Source organism: Streptomyces sp. RerS4, assembly GCF_023515955.1.
Lineage (GTDB): Bacteria > Actinomycetota > Actinomycetes > Streptomycetales > Streptomycetaceae > Streptomyces.
In genome coordinates this window covers 2,099,964-2,124,829 of sequence record NZ_CP097322.1, presented here as the reverse complement: position 1 = coordinate 2,124,829, position 24,866 = coordinate 2,099,964, and the positions used below count along the sequence as shown (strand labels likewise).

General features: G+C 73.8%; 23 protein-coding genes and 1 riboswitch. Of the genes, 11 read left to right on the top strand and 12 right to left on the bottom strand.

Going from position 1 to position 24,866, the window contains the following annotated elements; all coding sequences use genetic code 11:
• Positions 1 to 109: 109 nt before the first annotated feature.
• From M4D82_RS09750 to thiO, 3 genes are all read right to left on the bottom strand, one after another.
• Positions 110 to 904 (bottom strand): thiazole synthase, encoded by a 795-nt coding sequence (locus tag M4D82_RS09750; protein ID WP_249765659.1) that lies wholly within the window; start codon positions 902 to 904, stop codon positions 110 to 112.
• A 5-nt stretch (positions 905 to 909) separates the two neighbouring features.
• Positions 910 to 1,110: a sulfur carrier protein ThiS gene (thiS, locus tag M4D82_RS09745; RefSeq protein ID WP_249765658.1), complete on the bottom strand. Its 201-nt coding sequence runs from the start codon at positions 1,108 to 1,110 to the stop codon at positions 910 to 912.
• On the bottom strand, positions 1,107 to 2,294 hold the full coding sequence (gene thiO, locus M4D82_RS09740) for a glycine oxidase ThiO (protein WP_249765657.1): 1,188 nt from the start codon (positions 2,292 to 2,294) through the stop codon (positions 1,107 to 1,109). The genes thiS and thiO overlap by 4 nt, the downstream gene beginning before the upstream one ends.
• Positions 2,292 to 2,404: riboswitch (TPP riboswitch) on the bottom strand. Its footprint overlaps the gene before it by 3 nt.
• A gap of 112 nt (positions 2,405 to 2,516) precedes the next feature.
• Between thiO and M4D82_RS09735 the strand changes: the two genes are divergently transcribed.
• The 5 genes from M4D82_RS09735 to M4D82_RS09715 all read left to right on the top strand — a co-directional run bounded on the left by M4D82_RS09735 (position 2,517) and on the right by M4D82_RS09715 (position 6,901).
• Complete coding sequence (locus M4D82_RS09735; protein WP_502988896.1) at positions 2,517 to 3,785, top strand: NAD(P)/FAD-dependent oxidoreductase; 1,269 nt, start codon at positions 2,517 to 2,519, stop codon at positions 3,783 to 3,785.
• A 145-nt stretch (positions 3,786 to 3,930) separates the two neighbouring features.
• Positions 3,931 to 4,296 (top strand): Rv2175c family DNA-binding protein, encoded by a 366-nt coding sequence (locus tag M4D82_RS09730; RefSeq protein ID WP_249765656.1) that lies wholly within the window; start codon positions 3,931 to 3,933, stop codon positions 4,294 to 4,296.
• Positions 4,297 to 4,362: 66 nt separating this feature from the next.
• Positions 4,363 to 4,998 carry a thiamine phosphate synthase gene (thiE, locus tag M4D82_RS09725; protein ID WP_249765655.1) on the top strand — a complete coding sequence of 212 codons (636 nt, stop codon included), beginning with the start codon at positions 4,363 to 4,365 and terminating at the stop codon, positions 4,996 to 4,998.
• A gap of 68 nt (positions 4,999 to 5,066) precedes the next feature.
• On the top strand, positions 5,067 to 5,981 hold the full coding sequence (metF, locus tag M4D82_RS09720; RefSeq protein WP_249765654.1) for a methylenetetrahydrofolate reductase [NAD(P)H]: 915 nt from the start codon (positions 5,067 to 5,069) through the stop codon (positions 5,979 to 5,981).
• Positions 5,982 to 6,034: 53 nt separating this feature from the next.
• Complete coding sequence (locus M4D82_RS09715; RefSeq protein WP_249765653.1) at positions 6,035 to 6,901, top strand: hypothetical protein; 867 nt, start codon at positions 6,035 to 6,037, stop codon at positions 6,899 to 6,901.
• Positions 6,902 to 6,931: 30 nt separating this feature from the next.
• Here the strand turns inward: M4D82_RS09715 and M4D82_RS09710 are convergent, their stop codons facing one another.
• The 5 genes from M4D82_RS09710 to M4D82_RS09690 form a co-directional block, all read right to left on the bottom strand.
• A complete protein-coding gene (locus M4D82_RS09710) occupies positions 6,932 to 8,347 on the bottom strand; it encodes a phytoene desaturase family protein (protein WP_249765652.1) in 1,416 nt (471 codons plus the stop codon).
• 31 nt (positions 8,348 to 8,378) lie between these two features.
• Positions 8,379 to 9,005, bottom strand: coding sequence for a DUF4126 domain-containing protein (locus M4D82_RS09705; protein ID WP_249765651.1), 627 nt, complete (start codon positions 9,003 to 9,005; stop codon positions 8,379 to 8,381).
• Positions 9,006 to 9,106: 101 nt separating this feature from the next.
• Complete coding sequence (locus M4D82_RS09700) at positions 9,107 to 9,511, bottom strand: SCO2097 family morphological protein (protein ID WP_249765650.1); 405 nt, start codon at positions 9,509 to 9,511, stop codon at positions 9,107 to 9,109.
• Positions 9,512 to 9,850: 339 nt separating this feature from the next.
• Positions 9,851 to 10,609 (bottom strand): methyltransferase, encoded by a 759-nt coding sequence (locus tag M4D82_RS09695; protein ID WP_249765649.1) that lies wholly within the window; start codon positions 10,607 to 10,609, stop codon positions 9,851 to 9,853.
• Positions 10,610 to 10,685: 76 nt separating this feature from the next.
• Complete coding sequence (locus tag M4D82_RS09690; RefSeq protein ID WP_249765648.1) at positions 10,686 to 11,168, bottom strand: SAV_6107 family HEPN domain-containing protein; 483 nt, start codon at positions 11,166 to 11,168, stop codon at positions 10,686 to 10,688.
• 182 nt (positions 11,169 to 11,350) lie between these two features.
• Here M4D82_RS09690 and M4D82_RS09685 point away from each other — a divergent pair, with 182 nt between their 5' ends.
• From M4D82_RS09685 to M4D82_RS09675, 3 genes are read left to right on the top strand one after another with little or no spacing between them, the layout of a single operon-like run.
• Positions 11,351 to 12,352: an ATP-binding cassette domain-containing protein gene (locus tag M4D82_RS09685; RefSeq protein ID WP_249765647.1), complete on the top strand. Its 1,002-nt coding sequence runs from the start codon at positions 11,351 to 11,353 to the stop codon at positions 12,350 to 12,352.
• On the top strand, positions 12,324 to 14,411 hold the full coding sequence (locus M4D82_RS09680; protein ID WP_249765646.1) for a YhgE/Pip family protein: 2,088 nt from the start codon (positions 12,324 to 12,326) through the stop codon (positions 14,409 to 14,411). Before M4D82_RS09685 ends, M4D82_RS09680 begins: the two co-directional genes overlap by 29 nt.
• A 29-nt stretch (positions 14,412 to 14,440) precedes the next feature.
• On the top strand, positions 14,441 to 15,091 hold the full coding sequence (locus tag M4D82_RS09675) for a TetR/AcrR family transcriptional regulator (protein ID WP_249765645.1): 651 nt from the start codon (positions 14,441 to 14,443) through the stop codon (positions 15,089 to 15,091).
• A gap of 142 nt (positions 15,092 to 15,233) precedes the next feature.
• On the opposite strand, the gene M4D82_RS09670 is transcribed toward M4D82_RS09675, so the two are convergent.
• The 4 genes from M4D82_RS09670 to M4D82_RS09655 form a co-directional block, all read right to left on the bottom strand.
• A complete protein-coding gene (locus tag M4D82_RS09670; protein WP_249765644.1) occupies positions 15,234 to 17,789 on the bottom strand; it encodes a transglutaminase TgpA family protein in 2,556 nt (851 codons plus the stop codon).
• Complete coding sequence (locus tag M4D82_RS09665; protein WP_249765643.1) at positions 17,786 to 19,138, bottom strand: DUF58 domain-containing protein; 1,353 nt, start codon at positions 19,136 to 19,138, stop codon at positions 17,786 to 17,788. Before M4D82_RS09665 ends, M4D82_RS09670 begins: the two co-directional genes overlap by 4 nt.
• Positions 19,138 to 20,148 (bottom strand): AAA family ATPase, encoded by a 1,011-nt coding sequence (locus tag M4D82_RS09660; protein ID WP_249765642.1) that lies wholly within the window; start codon positions 20,146 to 20,148, stop codon positions 19,138 to 19,140. Before M4D82_RS09660 ends, M4D82_RS09665 begins: the two co-directional genes overlap by 1 nt.
• A 136-nt stretch (positions 20,149 to 20,284) precedes the next feature.
• Positions 20,285 to 20,896: a beta-class carbonic anhydrase gene (locus M4D82_RS09655; protein WP_283844461.1), complete on the bottom strand. Its 612-nt coding sequence runs from the start codon at positions 20,894 to 20,896 to the stop codon at positions 20,285 to 20,287.
• Positions 20,897 to 21,152: 256 nt separating this feature from the next.
• On the opposite strand from M4D82_RS09655, the gene rsmH reads away from it, so the two are divergent.
• Genes rsmH through M4D82_RS09640 form a run of 3 tightly spaced genes read left to right on the top strand, consistent with a single transcriptional unit; the run spans position 21,153 to position 24,829 of the window.
• Positions 21,153 to 22,112 carry a 16S rRNA (cytosine(1402)-N(4))-methyltransferase RsmH gene (rsmH, locus tag M4D82_RS09650; RefSeq protein WP_283844460.1) on the top strand — a complete coding sequence of 320 codons (960 nt, stop codon included), beginning with the start codon at positions 21,153 to 21,155 and terminating at the stop codon, positions 22,110 to 22,112.
• On the top strand, positions 22,109 to 22,735 hold the full coding sequence (gene ftsL / locus M4D82_RS09645) for a cell division protein FtsL (protein ID WP_249765640.1): 627 nt from the start codon (positions 22,109 to 22,111) through the stop codon (positions 22,733 to 22,735). The genes rsmH and ftsL overlap by 4 nt, the downstream gene beginning before the upstream one ends.
• A gap of 51 nt (positions 22,736 to 22,786) precedes the next feature.
• The gene (locus M4D82_RS09640; RefSeq protein ID WP_283844459.1) at positions 22,787 to 24,829 is read left to right on the top strand and encodes a peptidoglycan D,D-transpeptidase FtsI family protein; all 2,043 of its coding nucleotides are present in this window, start codon (positions 22,787 to 22,789) and stop codon (positions 24,827 to 24,829) included.
• Positions 24,830 to 24,866: the final 37 nt, after the last annotated feature.

Sequence of the window (24,866 nt, the reverse complement as noted above, 5' to 3'; positions counted from 1 at the left end):
TCGACCCCCTGGGGCGGGCCGGGGGGGCGGGTGGGCAGCCCCCGCCCCGCCCCCGGGGGTCGAGGGGGTGATAGCGGGCCCGCGCCGCATGACCCGTACCCCCGCGCCCTCAGAACGCCGGGCGTTCCGGGTCCAGGGCGGCGCGGCCCTCCGGCGGGGAGGAGGGTTGCGCGAAGCGGCGTTGGGGGATGCGGCCGGCGCGGTGGGCCAGGCGGCCCGCCGAGACGGCGTCGCGCATGGCGGCGGCCATCAGGACCGGCTGCTGCGCCCGGGTCACCGCCGAGGCCAGCATCACCGCCGCGCAGCCCAGTTCCATGGCCAGGGCCACGTCGGACGCCGTGCCGGCCCCCGCGTCCAGGATCACCGGCACCCCCGCCCGCTCCGCGATCAGCTCGAAGTTGTGCGGGTTGCGGATGCCCATGCCCGAGCCGATGGGGGAGCCGAGCGGCATGATCGCCGCGCAGCCCACGTCCTCCAGCTTGCGGGCGAGCACCGGGTCGTCGTTGGTGTACGGGAGCACCGTGAAGCCCTCGTCGACCAGGATCTCGGCGGCGTCCAGCAGCTCGACGCCGTCGGGCAGGAGCGTCCGCTCGTCCGCGACGACCTCCAGCTTGATCCAGTCGGTGCCGAGCGCCTCCCGCGCGAGGCGCGCCGTGAGCACCGCCTCGCCCGCCGTGAAGCAGCCGGCCGTGTTCGGCAGGACGGCGATGCCCAGCTTGTCCAGTACGGACAGGACCGAGCCCTGCACCGTCGGGTCCAGGCGGCGCATGGCCACCGTGGTCAGTTCGGTGCCGGAGGCGATCAGGGCGCGTTCGAGGAGGTCCAGGCTCGGCGCCCCGCCCGTGCCCATGATCAGCCGGGAGGTGAAGGTCCGGCCGCCGAGGGAGAAGAGATCGTCCGCCATCGCGCTCAGCCTCCCTGCACGGCGGTGAGGACCTCGATCCGGTCGCCGTCGCCGACCGGGGTGTGCGACCACTGTCCGCGCGGGACGACGGTCTCGTTGAGGGCGGCGGCGACGCCCGAGGGCGCCGTGCTGAGGGTGGCGACCACCGCGTCGAGGGTGGTGCCGGCCGCGACCTCGCGCGGCTCGCCGTTGACGGAGATGGTCATGCGTAGGACTCCTGACGCGTGGAGGAGAAGCGGCGCGGGCTGAAGGGGCGGGCGATCTCCGGGACGACCCCGGTGGTCAGCAGTTCCGCCATCACGTCGCCGGTGAGCGGGGTCAGCAGCACCCCGTTGCGGTAGTGGCCGGTGGCCAGGTGCAGGCCGGGCAGGTCGGTCGGGCCGATGAGCGGCGCGTTGTCGGGGGAGCCGGGGCGCAGGCCGGCGCGGGTCTCGGTGAGGGGGAGTTCGGTGATGCCGGGGACCAGTTCGTGGGCGTCGCGCAGCAGCTCGTACACGCCGCCCGCGGTGACCGTGGTGTCCCAGCCGAGTTCCTCGCTGGTGGCGCCGACGACGAGTTCGCCGTTCTCGCGCGGCACCAGGTAGACGTGGCTGCCGCGTACGACGGCCCGTACGGTCCGCGACAGGAACGGCGCGTACGCGGCCGGCACCGACAGCCGCAGCACCTGCCCCTTCACCGGCCGCACGGGCACCGCCACCTCCGGCGGTACGCCCGCCAGCCGCGAGCTGAGCGAGCCCGCCGCCAGGACCACCTGATCGGCGGGGAGCGCCGTACCGTCCTCCAGCTCGGCGCCCACCGCCCGGTCGGCCCCGGTCAGCAGCCGGACCGCCCGCGCCCGGTGGACGGTGACCCCGGTCCGCTCGCAGGCGGCCAGCAGGGCCGCCGCCAGGCGGCGCGGGTCCACTTGGTGGTCGCCGTCGACGCGCAGCCCGCCGCGCACGCCCGGCGCCAGCATCGGCTCCAGGCGGCGGCACTCGCGGCCGGTGAGCCACTCGGACTCCAGACCGCAGCGCCGCTGGAGGGCGTGCAGTTCCCGCAGGTGGAGGCGGTCGTCGGCGTCAAGGGCCACGGCGAGGGTGCCGCAGGCGCGGTAGCCGAGGTCCATGCCGCCGCTGGCTTCGACGAGTTCGGCGGCGAAGCGCGGATAGCGCTCGGCGGAAGCGACGTTGAGCCCGAGCAGGGTCTCCTCGCCGTAGTGCAGTTCGGTGACGGCGGCCAGCATGCCCGCCGCGACCCGCGCGGCGCCGCCGCCGGGGTCCGGATCGGCGAGCGCGACGCGCAGCCCGCGCCGGGCCGCGCGCCAGGCGGTGACCAGGCCGATGATGCCGCCGCCGATGACGAGGACGTCGGATCCGGCCGTTTCGGGGGATCCGTTCCGTGATGAGTGCATGGGCGTCCAGCCCCTCCCTTCGCCGGCATGACCCGGATCAGGTTCGTACGGTCGGAGGCCGGCCAGCCTCCCTCTCAGCCCGGTGCGCCCGGACTCCCGCGATAGGTACGGTGGCCAGACTAACCCCGGCGGCCGGAGCCGGTAAGGCTGCCTCCCCGCCGCGTCCCCGCCGCCTCCCCGCCCCCTGTTCCTGACGGATCGTCAGTTCATTAGGCTGACCCCGTGAGCGAGCAGACGCAGAGGCAGACGCAGGGGTCGACGCAGAGGTCGACGGAAACCACCCCGCCATCGCCGGGGCCCGGCGTGGTCGTCGTCGGGGCCGGCATGGCCGGGGTGCAGACGGCGGTCGCCTTGCGGGAACAGGGCTTCACCGGCCCCGTGACCCTGCTGGGCGCCGAACCCCACCAGCCCTACGACCGGCCCCCGCTGTCCAAGGCGGTCCTCCTCGGCAAGGCCGAGGACTCCGCCTTCGACGTGGACTTCGAGGGGCTCCGGATCGATCTGCGACTGGGCGTCGAGGTCACCGGACTGCACGCCGCCGACCGCGCCGTCGACACCGAGGCCGGCCCGGTCCCGTACGAGGTCCTCGTCCTGGCCACCGGGGCGCGCCCGCTGACCCTGCCCGGCTCCGAGGGAGTCCCCGGCGTCCACCTGCTGCGCACCCTCGACGACGCCGCCCGGCTGCGGCCCGTCCTGGCCGCCGCCCCCGCCACCGTGGTCGTCGGGGCGGGCTGGATCGGCGCCGAGTTCGCCACGGCCGCCCGTGAGGCCGGCTGCGCCGTGACCGTCGTCGAGGCGGCCGACCGCGTCCTGGCCGGAGCCCTGCCCGCCGAGGTCGCCGCCCCCATGGCCCGCTGGTACGCCGAGGCCGGCGCGGAGCTGCTCACCGGCGTGCAGGTCACGGCCGTCGAACCGGGTCGCGTCCGGCTCGCGGACGGCCGCGAGCTGCCGGCCGGCGCGGTGGTCGTCGGCATCGGCGCCCGCCCCGCGACCGACTGGCTGGCCGGGAGCGGCGTCGAACGCGGCCCGGACGGCTCCGTCACCGCCGACGCGTACCTGCGTACCTCCCTGCCCGACGTGTACGCCGTCGGCGACTGCGCCTCCTTCCCCTCCGCCCGCTACGGGGCCCGGCTGCTGGTCCACCACTGGGACAACGCCCTACAGGGCCCCCGGGCGGTCGCCGCGAACATCCTCGCGGGGGAGCCCGTCCGGGCCTACGACCCGGTGCCGTACTTCTGGTCCGAGCAGTTCGGCCGCTTCGTGCAGTACGCGGGCCACCACGGCGGGGCCGACACCCTGCTGTGGCGCGGCGACCCGGCGGACGCCTCCTGGTCGGTGTGCTGGCTGCGCGCCGGCGCGCTCGTCGCCGTCCTCGCCGTGGGCCGGCCCCGGGACCTGGCGCAGGGCCGCAAGCTGATCGAGTCCGGTGCCGCGGTGGACCCGGCCAAGGTCGCGGACCCGACCGTCGCCCTGAAGACCGCCACCGCCTGACGCGCCGGCCCACCGCCACCGCCTGACGCGCCGGCCCACCGTCCCCGCCTGACGCGCCGCCGCCTGACCCGCCACCCCACCGTCCCCGCCACGGACGGACGGGGCCGGGTACCGACGGCCTGTCCGAGGTGGCAGGCTTGTCCCTGTGACCGAGATTGACGAAAAGATCGAAGCCCTCGTCCCCTCCTGGCTGTACCTCCCCGACATCGCGGAGATGCTCGACATCGAGGTGACCCGGGTCCGCCAGATGGTCAAGGAAGGTCAGCTGGTCGCCGTGCGCCGCGGCGAGAACCGCTCCCTCCAGGTGCCCGCCCCGTTCATCGACGGCGACAAGGTGGTCAAGGGCCTCGTGGGTCTGCTGACCGTGCTGCGTGACGACGGCTTCTCCGACGCGGAGATCCTGGAGTGGATGTTCACGCCCGACCCCACCCTGCCCGGCACCCCCGCGCAGGCGCTGAGCGAGAATCGCGGCACGGAGGTGAAGCGACGCGCCCAGGCGCTCGCCCTCTGACCGGCTGATCCACAGGCGTACGGGCCTCCACCGGGCCCGTACGCCGCCATACCAGGGGGTACACCCATGCAGCTGTCCGACGCCCGGCTCTACCTGTGCACGGACGCCCGCAAGCGGCAGGGCGACCTCCCCGCGTTCCTCGACGCCGCCCTCTCCGGCGGCGTCGACATCGTCCAGCTCCGCGACAAGGGCATGGAGGCCGGCGAGGAGCTCGAACACCTCCAGGTCTTCGCCGAGGCCGCGCGCCGCCACGGCAAGCTCCTCGCCGTCAACGACCGCGCCGACGTCGCGCACGCCATCGGCTCCGACGTGCTGCACCTCGGCCAGGGCGACATCCCCGTCCCCGCCGCCCGCGCCATCCTCGGCGACCGGGTCCTGATCGGCCGCTCCTGCCACGCCGAGTCCGAGGTGGACGCCGCCGTCGCCGAGCCCGGCGTGGACTACTTCTGCACGGGCCCCTGCTGGCCCACCCCCACCAAGCCCGGCCGGTACGCCCCCGGCCTCGACCTCGTCCGGTACGCGGCCTCCCTGCGCCAGGACCGGCCCTGGTTCGCCATCGGCGGCATCGACGGCGGCAACCTCGACCAGGTCCTGAACGCCGGCGCCACCCGCGTCGTCGTCGTCCGGGCGATCACCGAGGCCTCCGACCCGCACGCCGCCGCCGCCGAACTCTCCAAGCGGATCCGCGCCCACCTGGCATAGTGTCCAAAAAGCTGTCCACTTGCTGGACATCGCTTCGGGGACCGCCGGCCCGCGTCTAACCTGCCCGTATGGCTCTTGGTACCGCTTCCACCTGGTCGGACCGTGCACACACGGTCCGCGATCTCCTCGCGTCCGGGAGCTCCTACTCCTTCGAGTTCTGGGCCCCCAAGACCGAGAAGGGCGAGCGCAACCTCTGGAACGCGCTGCGCCGGATCGAAGCGGTCTCGCCGAGCTTCGTCTCGGTCACCTACGGAGCCGGCGGCTCCACGCGCGGCGGCACCGTACGCGCCACGCAGCAGATCGCGGCCGACACCACGCTGACGCCCGTCGCGCACCTCACCGCGGTCGACCACTCGGTCGCCGAACTGCGCCACGTCATCGGCCAGTTCGCCGACGCCGGGATCCGCAACATGCTCGCCCTGCGCGGCGACCCGCCGGGCGACCCCATGGGCCCGTGGGTCCGCCACCCCGAGGGCGTGGACTACGCGGCCGACCTCGTGCGCCTGCTCAAGGAGTCCGGCGACTTCTGCGTCGGCGTCGCGGCCTTCCCCGAGATGCACCCCCGTTCGGTGGACTGGGACACGGACATCCGGCACTTCGTGGACAAGTGCCGCGCCGGCGCGGACTACGCGATCACCCAGATGTTCTTCGATCCGGAGAATTATCTGCGGCTGCGCGACAGTGTCGCGAAGGCGGGGTGTGAGACCCCGATCATCCCCGAGGTCATGCCTGTTGTGGCCATCAAGCAGCTCGATCGGCTGCCCCAATTGAGTACAGCGGTCTTCCCCGCGGACGTGAAAGAGCGCATGCTCGCCGTCAAGGACGATCCGGCCGCTGTACGCTCCATTGGCATCGAGTTCGCCACGGAGTTCTGCGCGCGGCTGCTGTCCGAGGGTGTCCCGGGGCTGCACTTCATCACGCTGAACAATTCCACGGCGACCCTCGAAATCTACGAGAACCTGGGCCTGCACCAGCGGGCCTGATCGGCCGTACCCCGTTCCCGTGCGGGCGGCCGTACCGAGAGGGTGGGCCACGCATGGGAATGACGGTTCTCTACATCGCGTTCGGTGTCGTCGCGTTGTGGCTGCTCGCCGAGGTCCTGATGCAGTACAAGGCCCGGCTGCGGTGGCGACTGCTCGCCTTCGCCGGGTTCCTCGGCGTGGTCGCGGGGGTGGTGCTGCCCTCCGTGCTGGTCATCGGCGTCGGCGCGACCGCCTTCGCCATCGGCCAGACCCTGGTGACGCTCTCCTTCCGCAAGGGCTTCGTGGCCGGCTGGGCCCTCCGCCGCGGCGGCGAGCCCGTACGGCAGGAGTCCGGCCGGCGTCGCGGCGCCAAGGGCGGACCGCGCCAGGCGGCCAAGCTGGAGGTCGGCGACCTGGAGTACGAAGGGCGGGAGCCGGAGCGCGCCGGGCGGAGCGACCGCGCCGACGCGGCCGACCCGGTCTTCACCCCGGAGCCGGTCCCCGAGGACACCGGCTCCTACGGGATACAGAGCTTCGCCGACCGGCAGCCCGACGCGACGGCCGCCTTCGCCTCGCCGTTCACCACGGCCGAGCAGGACGCCCACCAGTACGCGGCCTACCAGGACCCGCAGCAGGGCCAGGGCTACCAGTACCCCGGCGGCTACGGTGACCAGCAGGTCTACGCCGCCTACTCGGACCCGTACATCGGCACGGGCGGCGCGGTCGCCCCGGCGCAGCCCTACGACTACTCCGCCTACGCCGACCCCACGCAGCAGCAGTACTCCATGGACACCCCGCCCGGCGGGGTGTGGGTCCCGCAGCAGCGCGCCACCGACGGCCCGCCGGAGCAGCAGCAGCCCGCCCCGGACCCGTACGACCCCCACGGCCGACAGCAGCCGCCCCAGGGCTACCCGTACCAGGACAACGGCTACCGGTACTGAGGGCCACCGGTACTGGGGCTACCGCTGAAACTACTGTGAGCCCCGGAACTCCGCGCCCTCCACGATGAGTCCCGCCACGAGGGCCCCGGTCATCCCGGCGTGGGCGAGCCCCCCGCCGGGGTGCGCCCAGCCGCCCGCGAGGTAGAGGCCGGGCAGGCCGGTGACGTTGGCCGGGTACAGCAGCCGGCCCCCGGCCCCGGCGAGGGCGGGCGCGGGCACGGCGCCGCCGGGCGCCCCGGTGGCCGCCTCCACGTCCACCGGCGTACGCACCTCCTGCCACAGCAGCCGCTCCCGCAGGTCGGGAACGGCCCGCGCGGCGACGTCCAGCACCCGCCCGGGGTCGGGGACCGGGGCCCCGCCCGACGGGCCGCACAGGGCGCTCACCGTGACCGCCTCGTGGTCGGCGTCGGGCCGGCCCGCCGGGTCGTCCGGGCGCAGGACGGTGACGTCGAGCCCGGGAGTGCACCAGCGTGCGGTGGACGGCGTCGGCCGCCGGGCCCCGCGCAGGGCCAGCATCAGGGTGATCCGGCCGGGCAGCTCGCCGCCCCGGGCCGGCACGGCGTCCCCGGGCGGCGGCACGGAGCCGGCCGGCAGCCCGCGCGGGTCGACCCCGCAGACGACGGAGTCGGCGGACGCCTCGGTGCCGTCGGCCAGCAGCAGCCCGGCGGCGCGCCCGTCGCGGGCCAGGACCTCCCGTACGGCCGCGCCGAAGACGAACTCGACCTTCCGCTCCCGGCAGCGCTCGTACACGGCGCGCGCCAGCTCGCGCATGCCGCCCCGGACGTACCAGGTGCCGAACGTCTGCTCCATGTAGGGCAGCGCCGCCGCCGAGGCGGGCGCCGTGGCGGGGTCGATCCCGTACGCGCGCACCCGGCCGCACAGCAGCTCCGCGAGCCCACCGCCCAGTTCCCGCCGGGCCACCTCGGCCAGGGTCGGCGGGCGGCGGCGCAGCAGGCCGCCGCGCAGCGCCGGGTACGGGTCGCGGCCGAGCACCTGCCAGTCGGGGCGCAGCGGCTCCTCCAGGAGGGGGCGGCGGGTGGCGTCCCAGGTGTCGCGGGCCCGGCCCAGCAGGTCGTTCCAGCGCTCGCCGGCGCCCGCGCCGAAGGCCGCGTCGAGGGCGGCGGCGACCCCGCCGCGCGACGCGCCCGGGAGGGTGACGCGGGTGTCGCCGATGACGTGCCGGACGGCCGGGTCGAGTTGGACGAGGTCGACGCTGTCCTCCAGGGACCGCTTGCCGGTCTTCACGAACAGGTCGCGGTAGACGGCGGGCAGGTGCAGGACGCCGGGCCCGGTGTCGAAGGAGAAACCGTCCCGCTCGTACCGGCCGACGGCGCCGCCGTAGGTCTCCCCCCGCTCGTACACCGTCACCCGGTGCCCCGCCACGGCCAGTCGGGCCGCCGTCGCCATCGCGCCCATGCCGGCGCCGATCACCGCAATTCGTGCCATGCGGATGAGCCTATCGAGGGAGGTCAGGGCCTCAGAGCGGTGGTGCCCCGGTGGGGGCGCGGACCTCCGCCGCGAGGCGTTTCTCCTCGCGGCGCTGGGCGCGGCGGCGCAGGAAGCGGCGGATCCGGCTCCAGAGGAAGATCAGCAGGGCCAGTCCCAGGACGAGCAGCACGGCGGCGATGACCGCGGCGGCCGTCGGGTGGAACATGGCGAAGGTGACGAGCCCGGCGACGCCGAGGTCCTCGGCGGTACTCACCACGATGTTGGTGACCGGCTCGGGCGAGGTGTTGATGGCCATCCGCGTGCCGGCCTTGACGAAGTGGCTGGCCAGAGCGGTGGATCCGCCGACGGCGCCGGCGGCCAGGTCGGAGAGGGAGCCGCTCTGCCCGGCGAGCAGCGCCCCGACGACGGCGCCCGAGACGGGCCGGATCACCGTGTGGACGGTGTCCCACAGCGAGTCCACGTAGGGGATCTTGTCGGCGACGGCCTCGCACAGGAACAGCACGGCCGCCACGATCAGCACGTCGGTGCGCTGGAGCGAGGCCGGGACCTCGTCGGTCAGGCCGGTCGCGCCGAAGATGCCGAGCAGGAGGACCACGGCGTAGGCGTTGATCCCGCTGGCCCAGCCGCTGGTGAAGACCAGGGGGAGCACACTCACCCGATCATCATGCCGCAGACGGGCGCCGGGTGAGGGGCGAAACGGTGAGGGGACGGCCGCACGCGGGCGACCGTCCCCTCACCGACGGAGTCTGTACGGGGCTACTGCCCCTGTTCGTCACGGCGGCGCTGCCACCGTTCCTCGATCCGGGTCATCATCGACCGACGCTGCCGGTTCTGGCCGCCACGGGCCGAACCGCCTGCACTTCCGGAGACGGGCTGCTCGCCGGGCTTGGGTGCCTTGCGCCAACCGGTGACCACCAGGACCGTACAGGCCAGCATGACGAGGAATCCCACCACGCTGATCCAGAGCACTTCCTGCCAGATGACACCGGTCATGAGGAGCGCGATACCCACCACAATGCCTACGACTGCCTGGTAGACCCGTCGCCGGGTGTACGTGCGCAGTCCACTGCCCTCAAGCGCTGTCGCGAACTTGGGGTCTTCGGCGTACAGCGCTCGCTCCATCTGCTCGAGCATTCGCTGCTCGTGCTCCGAGAGCGGCACGGGAGTCCTCCTCATCCGTCGGTCGCGGGGGGTAGCGACCAGGGGTCCCCTTCAGGATAGGCGGGGAATCGCCCCCGTGATACCCGCCCTCTACGCCACATTCTGCAAACCACAGCGCCGAAAAACCACTGCGGCGACCACGCCCGTGGCGAACAGCCCCGGGGAGGAAACTGCGGCGGCACAGCATCAACGCGTCAAACGTACCGTCGCCAGCGCGGTCACTGAGGCGCTTATTCCCCACTGAGTAGTCCGCCATGCCGAACGGTGCCCCCGATCATACGGGGATCAGCCCCGGATCGGAGGGTGTCCGTGCCGGCCCGTGCCCGGGAAGCGCGCAGATCAGGCGGGCTTCTCGCCAAGGACGTGCAACTGCGTGGCGACCGCGTGGAAGGCCGGCAGCTCGGCGGCGGCCTCCTCCAGACGCAGCAGCGCCTCCACGGCCCCCGGCTCGGTGTCCACGAGCACGCCCGGCACCAGGTCGGCGAAGATCCGCACCCCGTGCACCGCGCCGACCTGCAGGCCGGCCCCGCCCACCAGATCGGTGAGCTGCTCGGCGGTGAAGCGGCGCGGCATCGGGTCGCCGGCGCCCCAACGCCCGGCCGGGTCGCCGAGCGCCGTACGGGCCTCGGTGAAGTGCCCGGCCAGCGCCCGCGCGAGGACGGCCCCGCCCACTCCGGCGCCGAGGAGGCTGAGGACGCCTCCGGGGCGCAGGGCGGCGACGGCGTTGGTCACGCCCTCGACCGGGTCGTCCACGTACTCCAGTACGCCGTGGCACAGCACCACGTCGTACGCGTCCCGCTCGACGACGTCCAACAGGCCCTGGGCGTCGCCCTGGACGCCGCGCACCAGGTCGGCGACACCCTCCTCGGCGACCCGGCGCTCCAGCCCGAACAGCGCGTTCGGGCTGGGGTCGACCACGGTCACCCGGTGGCCCAGACGGGCGAGCGGCACCGCGAACCTGCCGGTGCCGCCGCCGGTGTCCAGGACGTCCAGCACTTCCCGCCCGGTCGCCTTCACCCGGCGGTCGAGGGCCTCCTTGAGGACCTCCCACACCACGGCGGTGCGGAGGGAGGCACGGGGGCGGGAAGTGTCCGACACGGCTGATGGCTCCTCGGCGCGTTTGGGTGGGAGAGCGATACGTGCCCCACCCTATTGCCTCGGACAGCCGGGCAGCTCATCCCGCGTGTGGACGCTCCGGTCGGGGCTGCGGCAGGGGCTGCGCCACGGGCGTCAGGGCGAGCATCCGCTCGACCAGCCGCACGAACATCCCCACCTCCCGGACGAGATCGTCCGCGTCACGGGCGGTCGCCGCGCCCCGTATGCCGGCCTCGGCACGGGCCCGACGGGCGGCGCCCGAGGCGAACAGCGCACTCCACTCGGTCAGCTCCGGCGCTATCTCCGGCAGCACCTCCCACGCGCTGCGGATCCGCGGCCGCCGGCGCGGGCGCACCGGCTCGGGGCGACCCCGGGCGGCGAGCACGGCCGCGGCGGCGCGCAGCGCGGCGAGGTGGGCGGTGGCGTACCGCTCGTTGGACCGGGGCAGCAGCGCCGCCTCGGCCAGGCCCTCGCGGGCCTTGGCGAGCAGATCCAGGGCGGCGGGTGGCGCGGCCGACCTGCGCGGGACGGGGTGGACAGGGGACGGGGACGGTGTGGCCATGACGAACCTCCTGTCGTGACGTGGTGCTCGGGTGCGTGTTCGTTCGTGTCCCCATCGTGACGGCCCCCACTGACAATCCCGCTGACCTGCGGTTTCGCCCGCCGCAGCTCCTGAGGTGCGGACGTGCTACGACAGCTGGTAGTTTTTGAACTGACCAGTCAGTTCAAAAGGGAGGGGTCGGTGTGGACAGCCCGCACGGAGCGGCGGTGAAGGCCGAGGGCTTCGGAATGAAGGGCCCGCGCGGCTGGGTCTTCCGGGGCGTGGACCTCGACGCCGCGTCCGGTTCCCTCGTCGCGCTCGAAGGCCCCTCCGGCAGCGGCCGGACCTGCCTGCTCCTCGCCCTCACCGGGCGGATGAAGGCCACCGAGGGCCACGCCGAGATCGCCCGCCACCGACTCCCGAAGAAGATGGCGGCGGTCCGCCGGATCTCCGCCCTCGGCCCGGTCGCCGGCGTCAACGACCTCGACCCCTCCCTCACCGTCGCGGAACACCTGCGCGAGGGCGCCATGCTCCAGCGCCGCTACGACGGCCCCCTGCGCGCCCTGCTGCGCCCGCGCGGAGAGGCCCGCACCTCCACCGCCGCCCGCGTCGCGGACGCCCTGGCCGTCGTCGGACTGGACCTCGCCACCCTGCCCAAGGGCCCGCGAACCTCCGTACGCGACCTGGAGCGGCTGGAGGCGCTGCGGCTCTCGCTGGCCATCGCCCTGCTGGGCGGTCCCCGCCTCCTCGGCCTCGACGACCTCGACCTGAAGCTCTCGGACGCCGAACGCGCCGAGGCCTGGGCCCTGCTCCGCTCGATCGCCGAGCGCGGGACCACCGTCCTCGCCGTGTGCAGCGAGGCCCCGGAAGGCGTGACGGTCGTACGGACGGGCGCGAGGCCGCAGACGCCGGAGCAGGAGGAGCAGCAGGAGCCGCCGAAGACCCCCGCGCCGGCCGTACCGCTCACCAAGGACCCGAAGGTCACCTGGGGCACCCCGGGCGAGACCACGGACGAGGCGACGGAAAAGCCGAAGCCGGACGCGAAGCCGGACGCGAAGCCGGAACCCGCACCGGAGACGGACACGACGGACACGACGGACGCGACGGACACGACGGACGCGACGGACACGACCGACACCACTGACACCGACACCGACGACACGAAGGGGGCGGACGATGCGATCGCCGAAGCTGGCCGCGCTTGAGCTGAAGCGGTTCGGGCGGGGGAAGCTGCCGAGGGCCGCCCTCGTCGCGCTGCTCCTGCTGCCGCTGCTCTACGGGGCCCTGTACCTCTGGTCGTTCTGGGATCCGTACAGCCGCCTCGACAAGGTGCCCGTCGCCCTCGTCAACGCCGACCAGGGCGCCACCGTCGACGGCAAGCGCGTCGACGCGGGCGCGGAGATCACCAGGAAGCTGCACGACAGCAAGACCTTCGACTGGCGCGAGGTCAGCGCGAAGGAGGCGGCCGAGGGCCTGGAGGACGGGAAGTACTACCTTTCCCTCACCATGCCCGCCGACTTCAGCGCGAAGGTCGCCTCCAGCTCCGGTGACGACCCCACCACCGGCGCCCTCCAGGTCCGTACGAACGACGCGAACAACTACATCGTCGGCTCGATCTCGCGCACCGTCTTCGCCGAGGTCCGCACGGCGGCGTCCACCAACGCCTCCCGCGGCTTCCTCGACAAGATCTTCGTGTCCTTCTCCGACCTGCACGACAAGACCGCCGAGGCCGCCGACGGCGCCGACAAGCTCAAGGACGGCGCCGGCAAGGCCCAGCAGGGCGCGAAGGACCTCGCCGACGGCCTTGACACGGCCAAGGAGAAGTCCGGCGAGCTCGCCGGCGGCCTGAAGAAGCTGAACTCGGCCGCCGGCCAGTTGAAGACGGGCTCCAAGGAGGTCGCGGAGGGCACCCAGGCCGTGGCCGACAAGGTCAACGGCGCCGCCGCCAAGGCCCGTCCCTTCGTCAAGGACCCCAAGAACCTCGCGGACACCGCCAAGCTGGTCATGGACACCTCCGTGGTCGTCCAGAACCACCTGGGGAAGTTCGTCGAGAAGGCCCCGGCCGTCGCCGCCGTGACCAAGCAGGCGGCCACCCGCGCGGACGGCTTCCACTCGAAGTACTGCCTCACCCCCACGCCCCAGTTGCCGCCGGCCGCGTGCGCCGAGGCGAAGACCCTCAAGGACACCACCGCCGAGGCGGCCCTGCTCGCCGGCGACGTCGGCACCCTCGCCGGCAACGCGAACGGGGACGTCGCGAAGCTGCGCACGCAGCTGAAGGACCTGGAGAACAAGGCGCGCGAGCTGGTCGAGAAGGCCCCCGGCCTCGCCGGTGACCTCGACACGGCCGTCACCAAGGTCAACGCCCTCAACGCCGGCGCCCACAAGGTCGCCGACGGCATGGCCAAGTTGCACTCCGGCCTCGGCAACGCCGCCGGCGGCTCCGGAGCCCTCACCGAGGGCGTCGGCAAGCTCGGCGACGGCGCGCACAACCTCAACGGCGGCATGTTCAAGCTGATCGACGGCAGCGGCGAACTCGCCGGTGGCCTGCACGACGGCGCCGGGAAGATCCCGGACTACGACCAGAAGCAGCGCGACGCCCGCACCCAGGTCATGGCCGACCCGGTCCAGCTCGCCAACCAGTCCCTGCACAAGGCGCCCAACTACGGCACCGGCTTCGCCCCGTACTTCATCCCGCTCTCCCTGTGGGTCGGCGCGATGGTCGCGTACATGCTGATCGTCCCGCTCAACAAGCGGGCCCTCGCCGCCGGCGCCTCGCCCTGGCGGGTCGCCCTCGCGGGCTGGCTGCCCGTGCTCGGCCTCGGCGCCGCGCAGGTGGGTGCGCTGATGTCCGTACTCCACTGGGGCCTCGGCCTGGAGATGGCCCGACCGGCCCTGACCGTCGCCTTCCTGGTCCTGGTCACCGGCTGCTTCGCGGCGATCGTCCAGTGGCTCAACGCCAAGTTCGGCGCGGCCGGCCGCATCCTCGTCCTGGCCGTCCTGATGCTCCAGCTGACCTCGGCGGGCGGCACCTACCCCGTCCAGACCAGCCCGGGGTTCTTCAACGCCATCCACCCGTACCTGCCCATGTCGTACATCGTGGAGAGCCTGCGCCGCCTGATCACCGGCGGCGACCTCACCCCGGTCTGGCAGGGCTGCGCCGTCCTGGCCGCCTTCACGGTCGGCGCCCTCGCCCTCACGGCGCTCGCCGCACGCGGCAAGCAGGTGTGGACGATGGACCGACTGCACCCGGAACTGAGCCTGTAAGGGGCTGTTGACCTGTGAGAATCAACGCCATGGAAAGCAGCAGCGCCGGCACGGGCACGGGCACGAGCACGACCACGGGCGGCGGTCGCCGGGCCGCCACCCGGCAGAAGCTCTACGAGGCCGCCGTCACCCTCATCGCCGAGCAGGGCTTCTCCGCGACCACGGTCGACGAGATCGCAGAGCGGGCCGGAGTCGCCAAGGGCACCGTCTACTACAACTTCGCGAGCAAGACCGAACTCTTCGAGGAGCTGCTGCGGCACGGCGTGGGGCTGCTCACCGCCTCGCTGCGGGACGCGGCCCGCGAGACGCAGGAGCGGGGCGGCACCCGCGTCGAGGCCCTCGACGCCATGATCCGGGCAGGCCTCGTCTTCATCGACCGCTACCCGGCCTTCACCCAGCTCTACGTCGCCGAACTCTGGCGGACCAACCGGGCCTGGCAGTCCACCCTCATGGTGGTCCGGCAGGAGGCGGTGGCCGTGGTCGAGACGGTGCTGCGCGAGGGCGTCGAACGCGGCGAGCTGAGCGCGGAGATCGACGTACCGCTCACGGCGGCGGCGCTCGTCGGGATGGTCCTGGTCGCGGCGCTGGACTGGCAGGCGTTCCAGAGCGAGCGGTCGCTGGACGACGTGCACTCGGCGCTGTCGCTGCTGCTGCGGGGCCGGGTCAGCGGCAGCCGGTGACCCCCGGTCGGCGGTGCCGCTCGCGGGGGCGGGCGGCGTAGAACTGAGTATCCGTACCTACGGCGAGAGATGAGTACGCGTACGGATGGCTCCCACCTGCGAAGACAGCAGACTGGAGGCGACGGACAGGGGTACTCGGCCCTCACCGCGGACACGGGGCCGCGGAGCGGGTCGGGTCCCCGGCCGGATCGACGGAACGCCGGTGGCGCCGGGCTCGGGGGGAACGAGCCCGGCGCCACCGGCGTTTCGCGTACCGCCGCGCGCCGGCTCTACCGCCGCGGCGACCGCAGCCGGCGCAGCAGCGGCAGCGGCAGCGTGACCGGCAGCCGCGGCGGCGCGTACGCCGCCCAGCGGGCCGAGACCGCCCAGGAGACCCGCGCCGCCGAGGAGGGCAGGAACAGGGCCCGCAGCCGCGCCCACCGGCCGGCTCCGCAGTCAGCGCCGCCCGGACCAGCTCCACGTCCGCGCGCGGCCCCTCGGAGGCGACGCGCGCGCCCGGCGGGGCGTACAGGGCCCGTTCGACCGCGCCCGCGACCCGGTGCACCGCCTGCTCGGCCTCCCGGTCCAGCCGGCCCAGCAGCACGAGCCGGGCGGCTGCCTGACGCGGCGACAGCGCCTCGTCCGGCGGGATACCGAGGTCCCACGCCGCGTCGCCCAGCTCCTCCCACGCGGCCAGGGCCCCGCCCGAGGCCAGCCGCCGCGTCCGGACCCGGCGGCGCCACAGCACCGGCAGCAGCGGCAGCCCCACGACGGCAAGAGCGACCGCGCCCCAGCCGAGCACCGCGCCCACCGAGGGCCCACCGGAGTCCGCCGCCTTGTTCTGCGTCGGCGCGGCGGCGCCGCACTCCCCGAGCTTCCTCAGCTCGGGCGGGCAGGCGTCGCTCTGGGAGGGCGCCGGCGCCGGAGCCGCGGCGGACTGCGAGGGCAGCGCGGACGGCGCCACCGGCAGCGGGGCCGGGGTGTCGGCGCGGCTGTAGTCCGGCACCGTGATCCCCGCGCGGGGCGTCGGCTCGAAGCGGGTCCAGCCCACGCCCTCGAAGTACAGCTCGGGCCAGGCGTGCGCGTCCCGCATGGAGACGTTCACACTGCCGTCGGACTGCTTCTCACCCGGGGTGAATCCGACGGCCACCCGGGCCGGGATGCCGAGGGTGCGCGACATCGCCGCCATCGAGAAGGCGAAGTGGACGCAGAAGCCCTCCTTGTCGTTCAGGAAGCGGGCGATGGCCTGCGAACCCGTCCCCGAGGACACCTTGGTGTCGTAGCGGAAGCCGCCGTTGACCGCGAACCAGTCCTGGAGCTTCACCGCCCGCGTGTAGTTGTCCCGCGAGCCCTGCGTGACCTGCCGGGCGGTCTCCGCCACCACCGGCGGCAGGTTGTCCGGCACCCTCGTGTACTCGGCCCGCACGAAGGGGTTCGCCTCCGGCGCCGCCTGGAGCTGCTGCGCCGTGGGCCGCAGCAGCAGACTGCGTACGGTGTACTGGGCGCCCTGCACGTTCTGGAAGCGGTCCTTGCCCAGCTGGTCCCCGACGAGGGTGCGGCCGGCGGGCTCGTAGCGCCACTTGCCGCCGATGTCGATCTGCGTCGCCGGGTAGGGCATCGGCAGGTAGCGCTGCGCGTAGGTTTCGGCGGCCGAGAGGGTGGTGCGCACCTCGACCGCGCTGCCGCGGACCCGGTCGTCGAGCCCCTGCGGGTTCGGCAGCCGGGCGGGCACATCGGTCAGCGGGCGGCCCGCCGCCTCCCACTTGACCCCGTTGAACTCGTCCAGCGCCAGGATCCGCAGGTACTGCTCGCCCAGCTGCGGGCTGTCCGTGCGGTACTTGAGGATCACCCGGTTGTCCTGGGCGTTGAGGCTGCTCTGCAGGGACACCAGCGGGTTCACCGCCGAGATCGTGCCGCCCCCGCCGGCCGCCGAGCCGTCCTCTCCCGCCGCGCCCAGCACCCCGCCGCCGAGCGTCGGCAGCGCGGCCGGCACCGCCAGGGCCAGGCCCAGGGCGGCCACGCCGATGCGGCGGCCGGTGCGTACGGGCGACACGGCCCGGCCGCCGCCGGAGGCCGAGGCGCCGCCGTAGCCGGAGGCGGCCGACACCGGTCCGGCGGGCGCCCCGCCGAAGACCCGGCCCCACTGGGCGAGCCGGTCCCGGCCCTCGGCCAGCAGCAGCATCAGGTACCCGGCGCCGGCCAGCAGGAACGCGAACCAGGCCCCGCCCCGGCCGGCCGATAGCCCGGCGGCCACCGAGTACAGCGCGAGCAGCGGCAGCCCGGCGGCGGCGGCCGTGCGCATCGTCACCGCCAGGACGTCGACCAGCAGCCCGATCGCCAGCACCCCGGCCAGCAGCAGCAACCGGATGCCGTCCGTCAGCGGCGCGGGGGTCGCGAACTCGGCGACGTCCCGCGCACCCTGCCCGAACAGACCGCCGAAGTCGGTCACCAGGAAGGCCATCGGCCCGCTCCCGGTGGACTCGGCCTTCCCCGCGAACAGCAGGGCGAGCAGCAGCAGCGACACCAGCGCCTGCGCGGCCACCGTCAGCGACCGCGCCAGCGGGATCCGCCGCCCGCCGGCGCCCACCAGCGCCTGCACGCCCAGCAGGGCGGCGGCCTGGAGCAGCCAGCCGGAGCTCTCCACCAGCGGGGCCAGCGACCAGGCGGTCAGCAGCGTCGCCAGCATGCCGAAGAGCGTCACGCGCGTCCGCCCGCTCATCCCCAACCTCCGGTGTTCGCCGTGCCGAGGGGAGCGTTCCCGGCCTGTCGCCACAGCTCGTCGAACGCGGCGCCGGCAGGTACGGCCAGCGCCGTCCAGCCCGCGTCCCGCAGCCGGCGCAGCCGCTCCTCCACCCGCGAGGGCTCCCCGGCCCAGGTCGCGGAGTCCAGTACGAACGCCACCGCGCCCGAGCTGCGCTGCCGCATCCGGGCCGCCATCTCGGTCTGTACGTCGTCCAGGTCGCCGAAGAACGCGATCAGCAGGCCGTCGCCGGCGGGGGAGGCAGGGCCCTGGGCGCCGCCGCGCAGGGCCTCGTAGGCCCCGGCCAGGCCCTGGCCCGAGGAGTGGCCGACGATCGCGAGGGTGTCCATCATCAGCCCGGCCGCCTCGGCGGACTCGGAGCCGCCGGAGGAGAAGCCGCCGGCGCCGGGCACCGCGTCACCGGTGTCGGTCAGCAGCCGCGCGGAGAAGCCCCGTTCGAGGACGTGCAGCAGGGTGGAGGCAGCGGCGGAGACCGCCCACTCGAAGGCGGAGTCGGGGCCGGTGCCCTCGTAGGCGAGGTCGCGGGTGTCCAGCAGGACGGTGGCCTTGCTGCGCTGCGGCTGTTCCTCGCGGCGCACCATCAGCTCGCCGTAGCGGGCGGTGGAGCGCCAGTGCACGCGGCGCAGGTCGTCGCCGCGCCGGTAGCCGCGCGGGATCACGTCGTCGTCGCCGGACAGGGCCAGGGAGCGGCGGCTGCCGTCGCCGTAGCCGCCCGCCTCGCCGGTCATGCGGACCGGGGGCAGGGGTTGGGTGCGGGGGACGACGGTGAGGAGGTCGTAGGCGGTGAAGGAACGGGTGATCTCGACCAGCCCGAAGGGGTCGGTCAGCCGCAGCTGGAGCGGGCCCAGCGGGTAGCGGCCGCGCAGGTCGGAGCGGACCCGGTAGGAGACCTCGCGCCGGCCGCCGGCCTCGACCCGGTCCAGGACGAAGCGGGGCCGCGGCCCCATCACGTAGGGCACGCGGTCCTGGAGCATGAGCAGCCCCGTGGGCATCCGCGAGACGTTCTCCAGCCGCAGGCGCACCCGCGCCTCGCCGCCGGCGGACACCCGCACCGGGCTGAGCCGGCGACCGGCGGTGACCCGGTGGCGGGTGCGGTGCAGGGCCACCACGCAGATCAGCGGCAGGACGACGAGCAACAGCCCGACCCGCAGCAGCTGGCCCTGGCCCAGGACGTACGCGCACACCGCGGCGGCCGCTCCGGCGGCCAGGAACGAGCGGCCCCGGGTGGTCAGCCCGGCCAGCGAGGCCCGCAGCCCCTCCGGGTCCCTCACCTGCCCGCCGGCGCCGTGCGCGGCACCGGCCCCCATCAGAAGCCCCGGAGGGCCGCGCCGGGCGGCATCTCGCCGCGGCCGTGCGCGGCCGGGACGGGGGTGCGCTGGAGGATGTCCTGGACGACCTGCTCGGCGGTGCGCCGGTTCAGCTGGGCCTGCGCGGTGGGCAGCAGGCGGTGCGCGAGGACGGGCCCGGCCAGCTGCTGGACGTCGTCGGGCAGGACGTAGTCCCGGCCGGCCAGCGCGGCGGAGGCCTTCACGGCGCGCAGCAGGTGCAGGGTGGCGCGGGGCGAGGCGCCCAGGCGCAGGTCCGGGTGGCTGCGGGTGGCGGCGACCAGGTCGACCACGTAGCGGCGTACGGGCGCGGCCACGTACACCTCGCGGACGGCCTCGATGAGCTTGACGATCTCGTGTGCGTGCGCGACGGCGGTGAGGTCGTCGAGCGGGGAGAGCCCGCCGTGCACGTCGAGCATCTGGAGCTCGGCCTCGGCGCTGGGGTAGCCCACGGACACCCGGGCCATGAAGCGGTCCCGCTGCGCCTCGGGCAGCGGGTAGGTGCCCTCCATCTCCACCGGGTTCTGGGTGGCGACGACCATGAAGGGGCTGGGCAGGGTGTAGGTGGTGCCGTCGATGGTGACCTGGCGCTCCTCCATCGACTCCAGCAGCGCGGACTGGGTCTTCGGCGAGGCGCGGTTGATCTCGTCGCCGATGACGATCTGCGCGAAGATCGCGCCCGGCTTGAACTCGAACTCGCGGCGCTGCTGGTCGTAGATGCTGACGCCGGTGATGTCGGAGGGCAGCAGGTCCGGTGTGAACTGGATGCGCTGCACCGAGCAGTCGATGGACTTGGCGAGCGTCTTGGCGAGCATGGTCTTGCCCACGCCGGGGACGTCCTCGATGAGGAGGTGGCCCTCGGCGAGCAGCACGGTCAGCGCCAGGCGGACGACCTCCGGCTTGCCCTCGATCACGCTTTCGACCGAGTGGCGGACCCGCTCGGCCGTGCTGGTCAGATCCGCGAGGCTCGCTCGATCGTCATAGGTGGTCACCAGGTTCTCCTCGGCCTTTCCAGGGCCGACGCCACTGGCGCTTGAACCGGCCCACCCCTGAACACGGACGTCGACCCGGAGGCTTTCCGGGTGACGTCATCCCCGCATTCTTGACGGCGTTCCGGTCCCGTGTCACTCAGCAGGCGGGATCGATCTCCCGAAGGAGTCCGGTGTGCACGTCGAAGACGAAGCCTCGCACATCGTCCTTGTGGAGCAGGAAGGGGTTGGTGCGCACGCGCTGCATGGACTGGCGGACGTCCTGGTCGACGTCGCGGAAGGCCTCCACGGCCCAGGCGGGGCGCTGGCCGACCTCGTCCTCCAGCTCGTGGCGGAAGTCCTCGGTCAGACTTTCGAGGCCGCAGCCGGTGTGGTGGATGAGTATGACCGCGCGGGTGCCCAGGGCGCGCTGGCTGATGGTGAGGGAGCGGATGGTGTCGTCGGTGACGACGCCGCCGGCGTTGCGGATGGTGTGGCAGTCGCCCAGCTCCAGGCCGAGGGCCTTGTGCAGGTCGAGGCGGGCGTCCATGCAGGCCACGACGGCCACGCGCAGGACCGGACGGGCATCCATGCCGGGGTCGGTGAACGCGGCCGCGTATCGGCGGTTGGCGGCGACGAGTCGATCGGTGACGGAGTCGCCGGCTGCCTGGGGGGCGGAGTGGGCGGGCAGGGATGCGGAAGTCGTCATGACTACGACGGTAATGGTCACAGCTCGGACTGGCATGGAGTGAGGGTGGACAAAGAAGGCCATCCAGGCTTGTTGTGAGCTAACCCACAAGGTTGGACGGGTGCCCCCGATCGGGTGATTCGGGGCTTTCGTCGGTTCGGCGGGGGAGGGGCGCACCGGGCGCGGGGCGGTTCGTTGACCGCGACGACCGTTGCACTAAAGTGGCGCGAACCGGCCGGAGCCCGGCCCTCACCGGCCGCCCCGGACCGTGTGAAACCCGGTAACACTCCGCGTGCGCGGCGCGGCGTACGCCTGCCGCGCCGTTATCTGAGAGGGCGCTTTGACTAGCGAGTCCCGACATGTCCCGGTGATGCTCCAGCGGTGCCTGGACCTGTTGGCCCCGGCGCTGGAGAGGCCGGGGGCCGTCGTCGTCGACTGCACCCTCGGCCTCGGCGGCCACAGCGAGGCCCTGCTGACCCGGTTCCCCGAGGTGCGCCTGATCGGCCTCGACCGCGACAAGGAGGCCCTGCGGCTCTCCGGCGAGCGCCTGGCCCGCTTCGGCGACCGGGCCACCCTCGTCCACGCGATCTACGCCGACCTCGCGGAGGTCCTCGACAAGCTGGGGCTCCCGACCGTCCAGGGCATCCTCTTCGACCTCGGCGTCTCCTCCATGCAGCTCGACGAGGCCGACCGCGGGTTCGCGTACGCCCAGGACGCGCCGCTGGACATGCGCATGGACCAGAGCACCGGCATCAGCGCCGCCGAGGTCCTCAACACCTACGCGCCGGGCGAGCTGGTGCGCATCCTGCGCCAGTACGGCGAGGAGAAGCAGGCCAAGCGGATCGTGTCGGCGATCGTGCGCGAGCGCGAGAAGGAGCCGTTCACCAACAGCGCGCGCCTGGTGGAACTGATCCGCGACGCGCTGCCGCAGGCGGCCAAGCGCACCGGCGGCAACCCCGCCAAGCGGACCTTCCAGGCCCTGCGCATCGAGGTCAACGGCGAGCTCGCCGGCCTGGAGCGGGCCATTCCGGCGGCGGTGGACCGGATCGCGGTCGGCGGCCGGATCGCGGTCCTGTCGTACCACTCCCTGGAGGACCGCCTGGTCAAGCAGGTCTTCGCGGCCGGCGCCACCTCCACGGCCCCGCCGGGGCTGCCCGTCGTGCCGGAGAAGTACCAGCCGAAGCTGAAGCTGTTGACGCGCGGCGCGGAGCTGCCGACGGAGGAGGAGATCGCCGAGAACCGGCGCGCGGCCCCGGCCCGCTTCCGCGGCGTCGAGCGCATCCGGGAGGCGCGGCTGTGACCAAGGCCGGGAAGGTGGCCACGCTGACGCGTGGGCAGGCGGCCCGGCTGGTCCGCGGTGGGCGGGGCCCGGCGCCGACGGGAGGGGCGGCGCGGATGCCGTTCGTCCTGCTGGTCGTGGCCCTGCTCGGGGGCGGGCTGATCAGCCTGCTGCTGCTGAACTCGGCCCTCAACGAGGGCTCCTTCCAGCTGTCGAAGCTGAAGCGGGAGACCACTGCGCTCACCGACGAGGAACAGGCCCTCCAGCGCGACGTCGACGCCCACTCCGCCCCGGACGCGCTCCAGCGACGGGCGCACGAGCTGGGCCTCGTACCCGGCGGCAGCCCGGTCTTCATCGGCCCCGACGGCAAGGTCGCGGGCGCCGTCTCCACGGCCGAGGCCCCGCCGCCCCCACCCCCGGCCACCCCGACGAGCCAGCCCCCCTCCCCGGCCGCCCCCGCCCCCGTCGCCCCGCCGGCCGCCGCGCCGCCCGGCCCGGCCCCGGCGGCCCTCCGCAGCCCACCCCGACCCCAGGCAGGTGACGCGGTGACCCGGACCCCTGCGGCCCCGGCCCGCGCCTCGGGCCCTCGGGCCCGCCGCCGCCGCCGTGCAGCCCACCCCGACCCCAGGCAGGTGACGTCGTGACCCGGACCATCGCGGGGCTCCGCCCCGCCCCGCAGGCCGCCGGAGCCCGCGGTGAGCCCCAGGAGCCGCCCCGACGGCGGGTGCCCGGCCCGCCCGGCCGCGCCCGGCGGCGAGCGCGCCCGCGCCACGGCCCGTCCGACCTCCCGACCGGCCTCCCGCCCCGCAACCCGGCGGCCCGCCGCGCCCCGCGCCCCGCACACCATCCGACTGGGCAGCCCCAAGCCCAGGCTGCGGCTGGTCGGCGTCGGCCTGACCCTGGTCATGCTCGCCTTCGTCGTACGGCTCCTCCAGGTGCAGGCCGTCGACGCCTCCGCGTACTCCGCCAAGGCCTCCGAGAACCGCTTCGCGAGCCACACCCTGGCCGCCGAGCGCGGTGAGATCACCGACCGCAAGGGCGTCGCCCTGGCCACCAGCGTCGACGCGTACGACATCACCGCCGACCCGAAGATGTTCACCCCGCAGGAGAGCAAGGCCCCCGACGCCCCCGAGCAGGCCGCCGCCCTCCTCGCCCCCATCCTCGGCGCGGACACCAAGGACCTCACCGCGCGCCTGAAGACGAAGAACACCCGCTACGTCGTCCTCGCCCGGCGCCAGACCCCCCAGGTCTGGAACCAGATCAAGGACCTCAAGAAGCTCTTCGCCGACAAGGCCGCCGCCGACAAGAAGAAGAACGGCCCCGGCGCCAACGTCCTGGCCGGCGTCTTCAACGAGAACAGCAGCAAGCGCGTGTATCCGAACGGCGCCCTCGCCGCCGGGATACTGGGCTACGTCAACGCCGAGGGCAAGGGCGCCGGCGGCCTGGAGTCGTCCCTCGACAAGAAGCTCGCCGGCAAGGACGGCGAGCTGACCTACGCCCAGTCCGGCGGCCGCCGCGTCCCCACCGCCGGATCCAGCGAGAAGCCCGCCGTCCCCGGCGACGACATCGAACTGACCATCGACCGCGACATCCAGTGGGCCGCGCAGTCCGCCATCACCGAGCAGGTCGAGAAGTCCGGCGCCGACCGCGGCTACGTCATCGTCCAGGACACCCGCACCGGCGAGGTCCTCGCCATGGCCAACGCCCCCGGCTTCGACCCCAACGACCTCTCCAAGGCCCGCTCCGCCGCCATGGGCAACGCCGCCCTCCAGGACGTCTACGAGCCCGGCTCCACCGCCAAGGTGATCTCCATGGCCGCCGTCCTGGAGGAGAAGAAGGCCACCCCCGAGACCCACGTCGAGGTCCCCAACCGGCTCCACCGCGGCGACCGGCTCTTCAAGGACGACGTCGACCACCCGACCTGGTACCTGACCCTCAACGGGGTCCTCGCCAAGTCCTCCAACATCGGCACCATCCTGGCCACCGGCCAACTCGGCGCCACCCAGGCCGAGGCCAACCGAGTCCTGTACTCCTACCTGGACAAGTTCGGCATCGGCCGGCCCACCGGCCTGGACTACCCCGGCGAATCCCGCGGCATCCTCGCCAAGCCCGAGGCCTGGTCCACCTCCCAGCAGTACACGATCCCCTTCGGCCAGGGCCTGTCCCTCAACGCCATGCAGGCCGCCTCCGTGTACTCCACCATCGCCAACGGCGGCGTGCGCGTCACCCCGACGCTGGTGCGCGGCACCAAGGGCCCCGACGGCCGCTTCAACCCGGCCCCCGCCCCCGAACGGGCCCAGGTGGTCAGCGCCGAGACCGCCAAGACCCTCGCCGCCATGCTCGAATCGGTCGTCGACGACCAGGAGGGCACCGGCACCAAGGCGCGCATCCCCGGCTACCGCGTCGGCGGCAAGACGGGCACCTCCAACCGGGTGGATCCGGCCACCGGCCGCTACAAGGGCTACACCGCCTCCTTCGCCGGTTTCGCGCCGGCCGACAACCCGCGCGTCACCGTCTACTGCGCCATCCAGAACCCCACCAAGGGCAGCTACTTCGGCGGCCAGATCTGCGGCCCGATCTACAAGACGGTCATGGAGTTCGCACTCAAGACGCTCCAGGTCGCACCCACCGGAACGGCCCCCGCGGGGCTCCCGGTGACCTACGACGCCACCCCGCCGCCCCCCGCCCCGAGCGCCGCTCCCAACGGCGCGCAGCCCGGTCCGCAGCCCGGACAGTGAACCGACCGCCCAGCCAGGAATGCGTGAGGCAGCATCA

Excerpts from the sequence above, each read along its gene's own strand:
- M4D82_RS09750 (WP_249765659.1), bottom strand. The coding sequence starts at position 904 with ATGGCGGACGATCTCTTCTCCCTCGGCGGCCGGACCTTCACCTCCCGG.
- thiS (WP_249765658.1), bottom strand. The coding sequence starts at position 1,110 with ATGACCATCTCCGTCAACGGCGAGCCGCGCGAGGTCGCGGCCGGCACC.
- thiO (WP_249765657.1), bottom strand. The coding sequence starts at position 2,294 with ATGCACTCATCACGGAACGGATCCCCCGAAACGGCCGGATCCGACGTC.
- thiE (WP_249765655.1), top strand. The coding sequence starts at position 4,363 with ATGCAGCTGTCCGACGCCCGGCTCTACCTGTGCACGGACGCCCGCAAG.
- metF (WP_249765654.1), top strand. The coding sequence starts at position 5,067 with ATGGCTCTTGGTACCGCTTCCACCTGGTCGGACCGTGCACACACGGTC.
- M4D82_RS09715 (WP_249765653.1), top strand. The coding sequence starts at position 6,035 with ATGGGAATGACGGTTCTCTACATCGCGTTCGGTGTCGTCGCGTTGTGG.
- M4D82_RS09710 (WP_249765652.1), bottom strand. The coding sequence starts at position 8,347 with ATGGCACGAATTGCGGTGATCGGCGCCGGCATGGGCGCGATGGCGACG.
- M4D82_RS09690 (WP_249765648.1), bottom strand. The coding sequence starts at position 11,168 with ATGGCCACACCGTCCCCGTCCCCTGTCCACCCCGTCCCGCGCAGGTCG.
- M4D82_RS09680 (WP_249765646.1), top strand. The coding sequence starts at position 12,324 with ATGCGATCGCCGAAGCTGGCCGCGCTTGAGCTGAAGCGGTTCGGGCGG.
- M4D82_RS09675 (WP_249765645.1), top strand. The coding sequence starts at position 14,441 with ATGGAAAGCAGCAGCGCCGGCACGGGCACGGGCACGAGCACGACCACG.
- M4D82_RS09670 (WP_249765644.1), bottom strand. The coding sequence starts at position 17,789 with ATGAGCGGGCGGACGCGCGTGACGCTCTTCGGCATGCTGGCGACGCTG.
- M4D82_RS09665 (WP_249765643.1), bottom strand. The coding sequence starts at position 19,138 with ATGGGGGCCGGTGCCGCGCACGGCGCCGGCGGGCAGGTGAGGGACCCG.
- M4D82_RS09655 (WP_283844461.1), bottom strand. The coding sequence starts at position 20,896 with ATGGCCTTCTTTGTCCACCCTCACTCCATGCCAGTCCGAGCTGTGACC.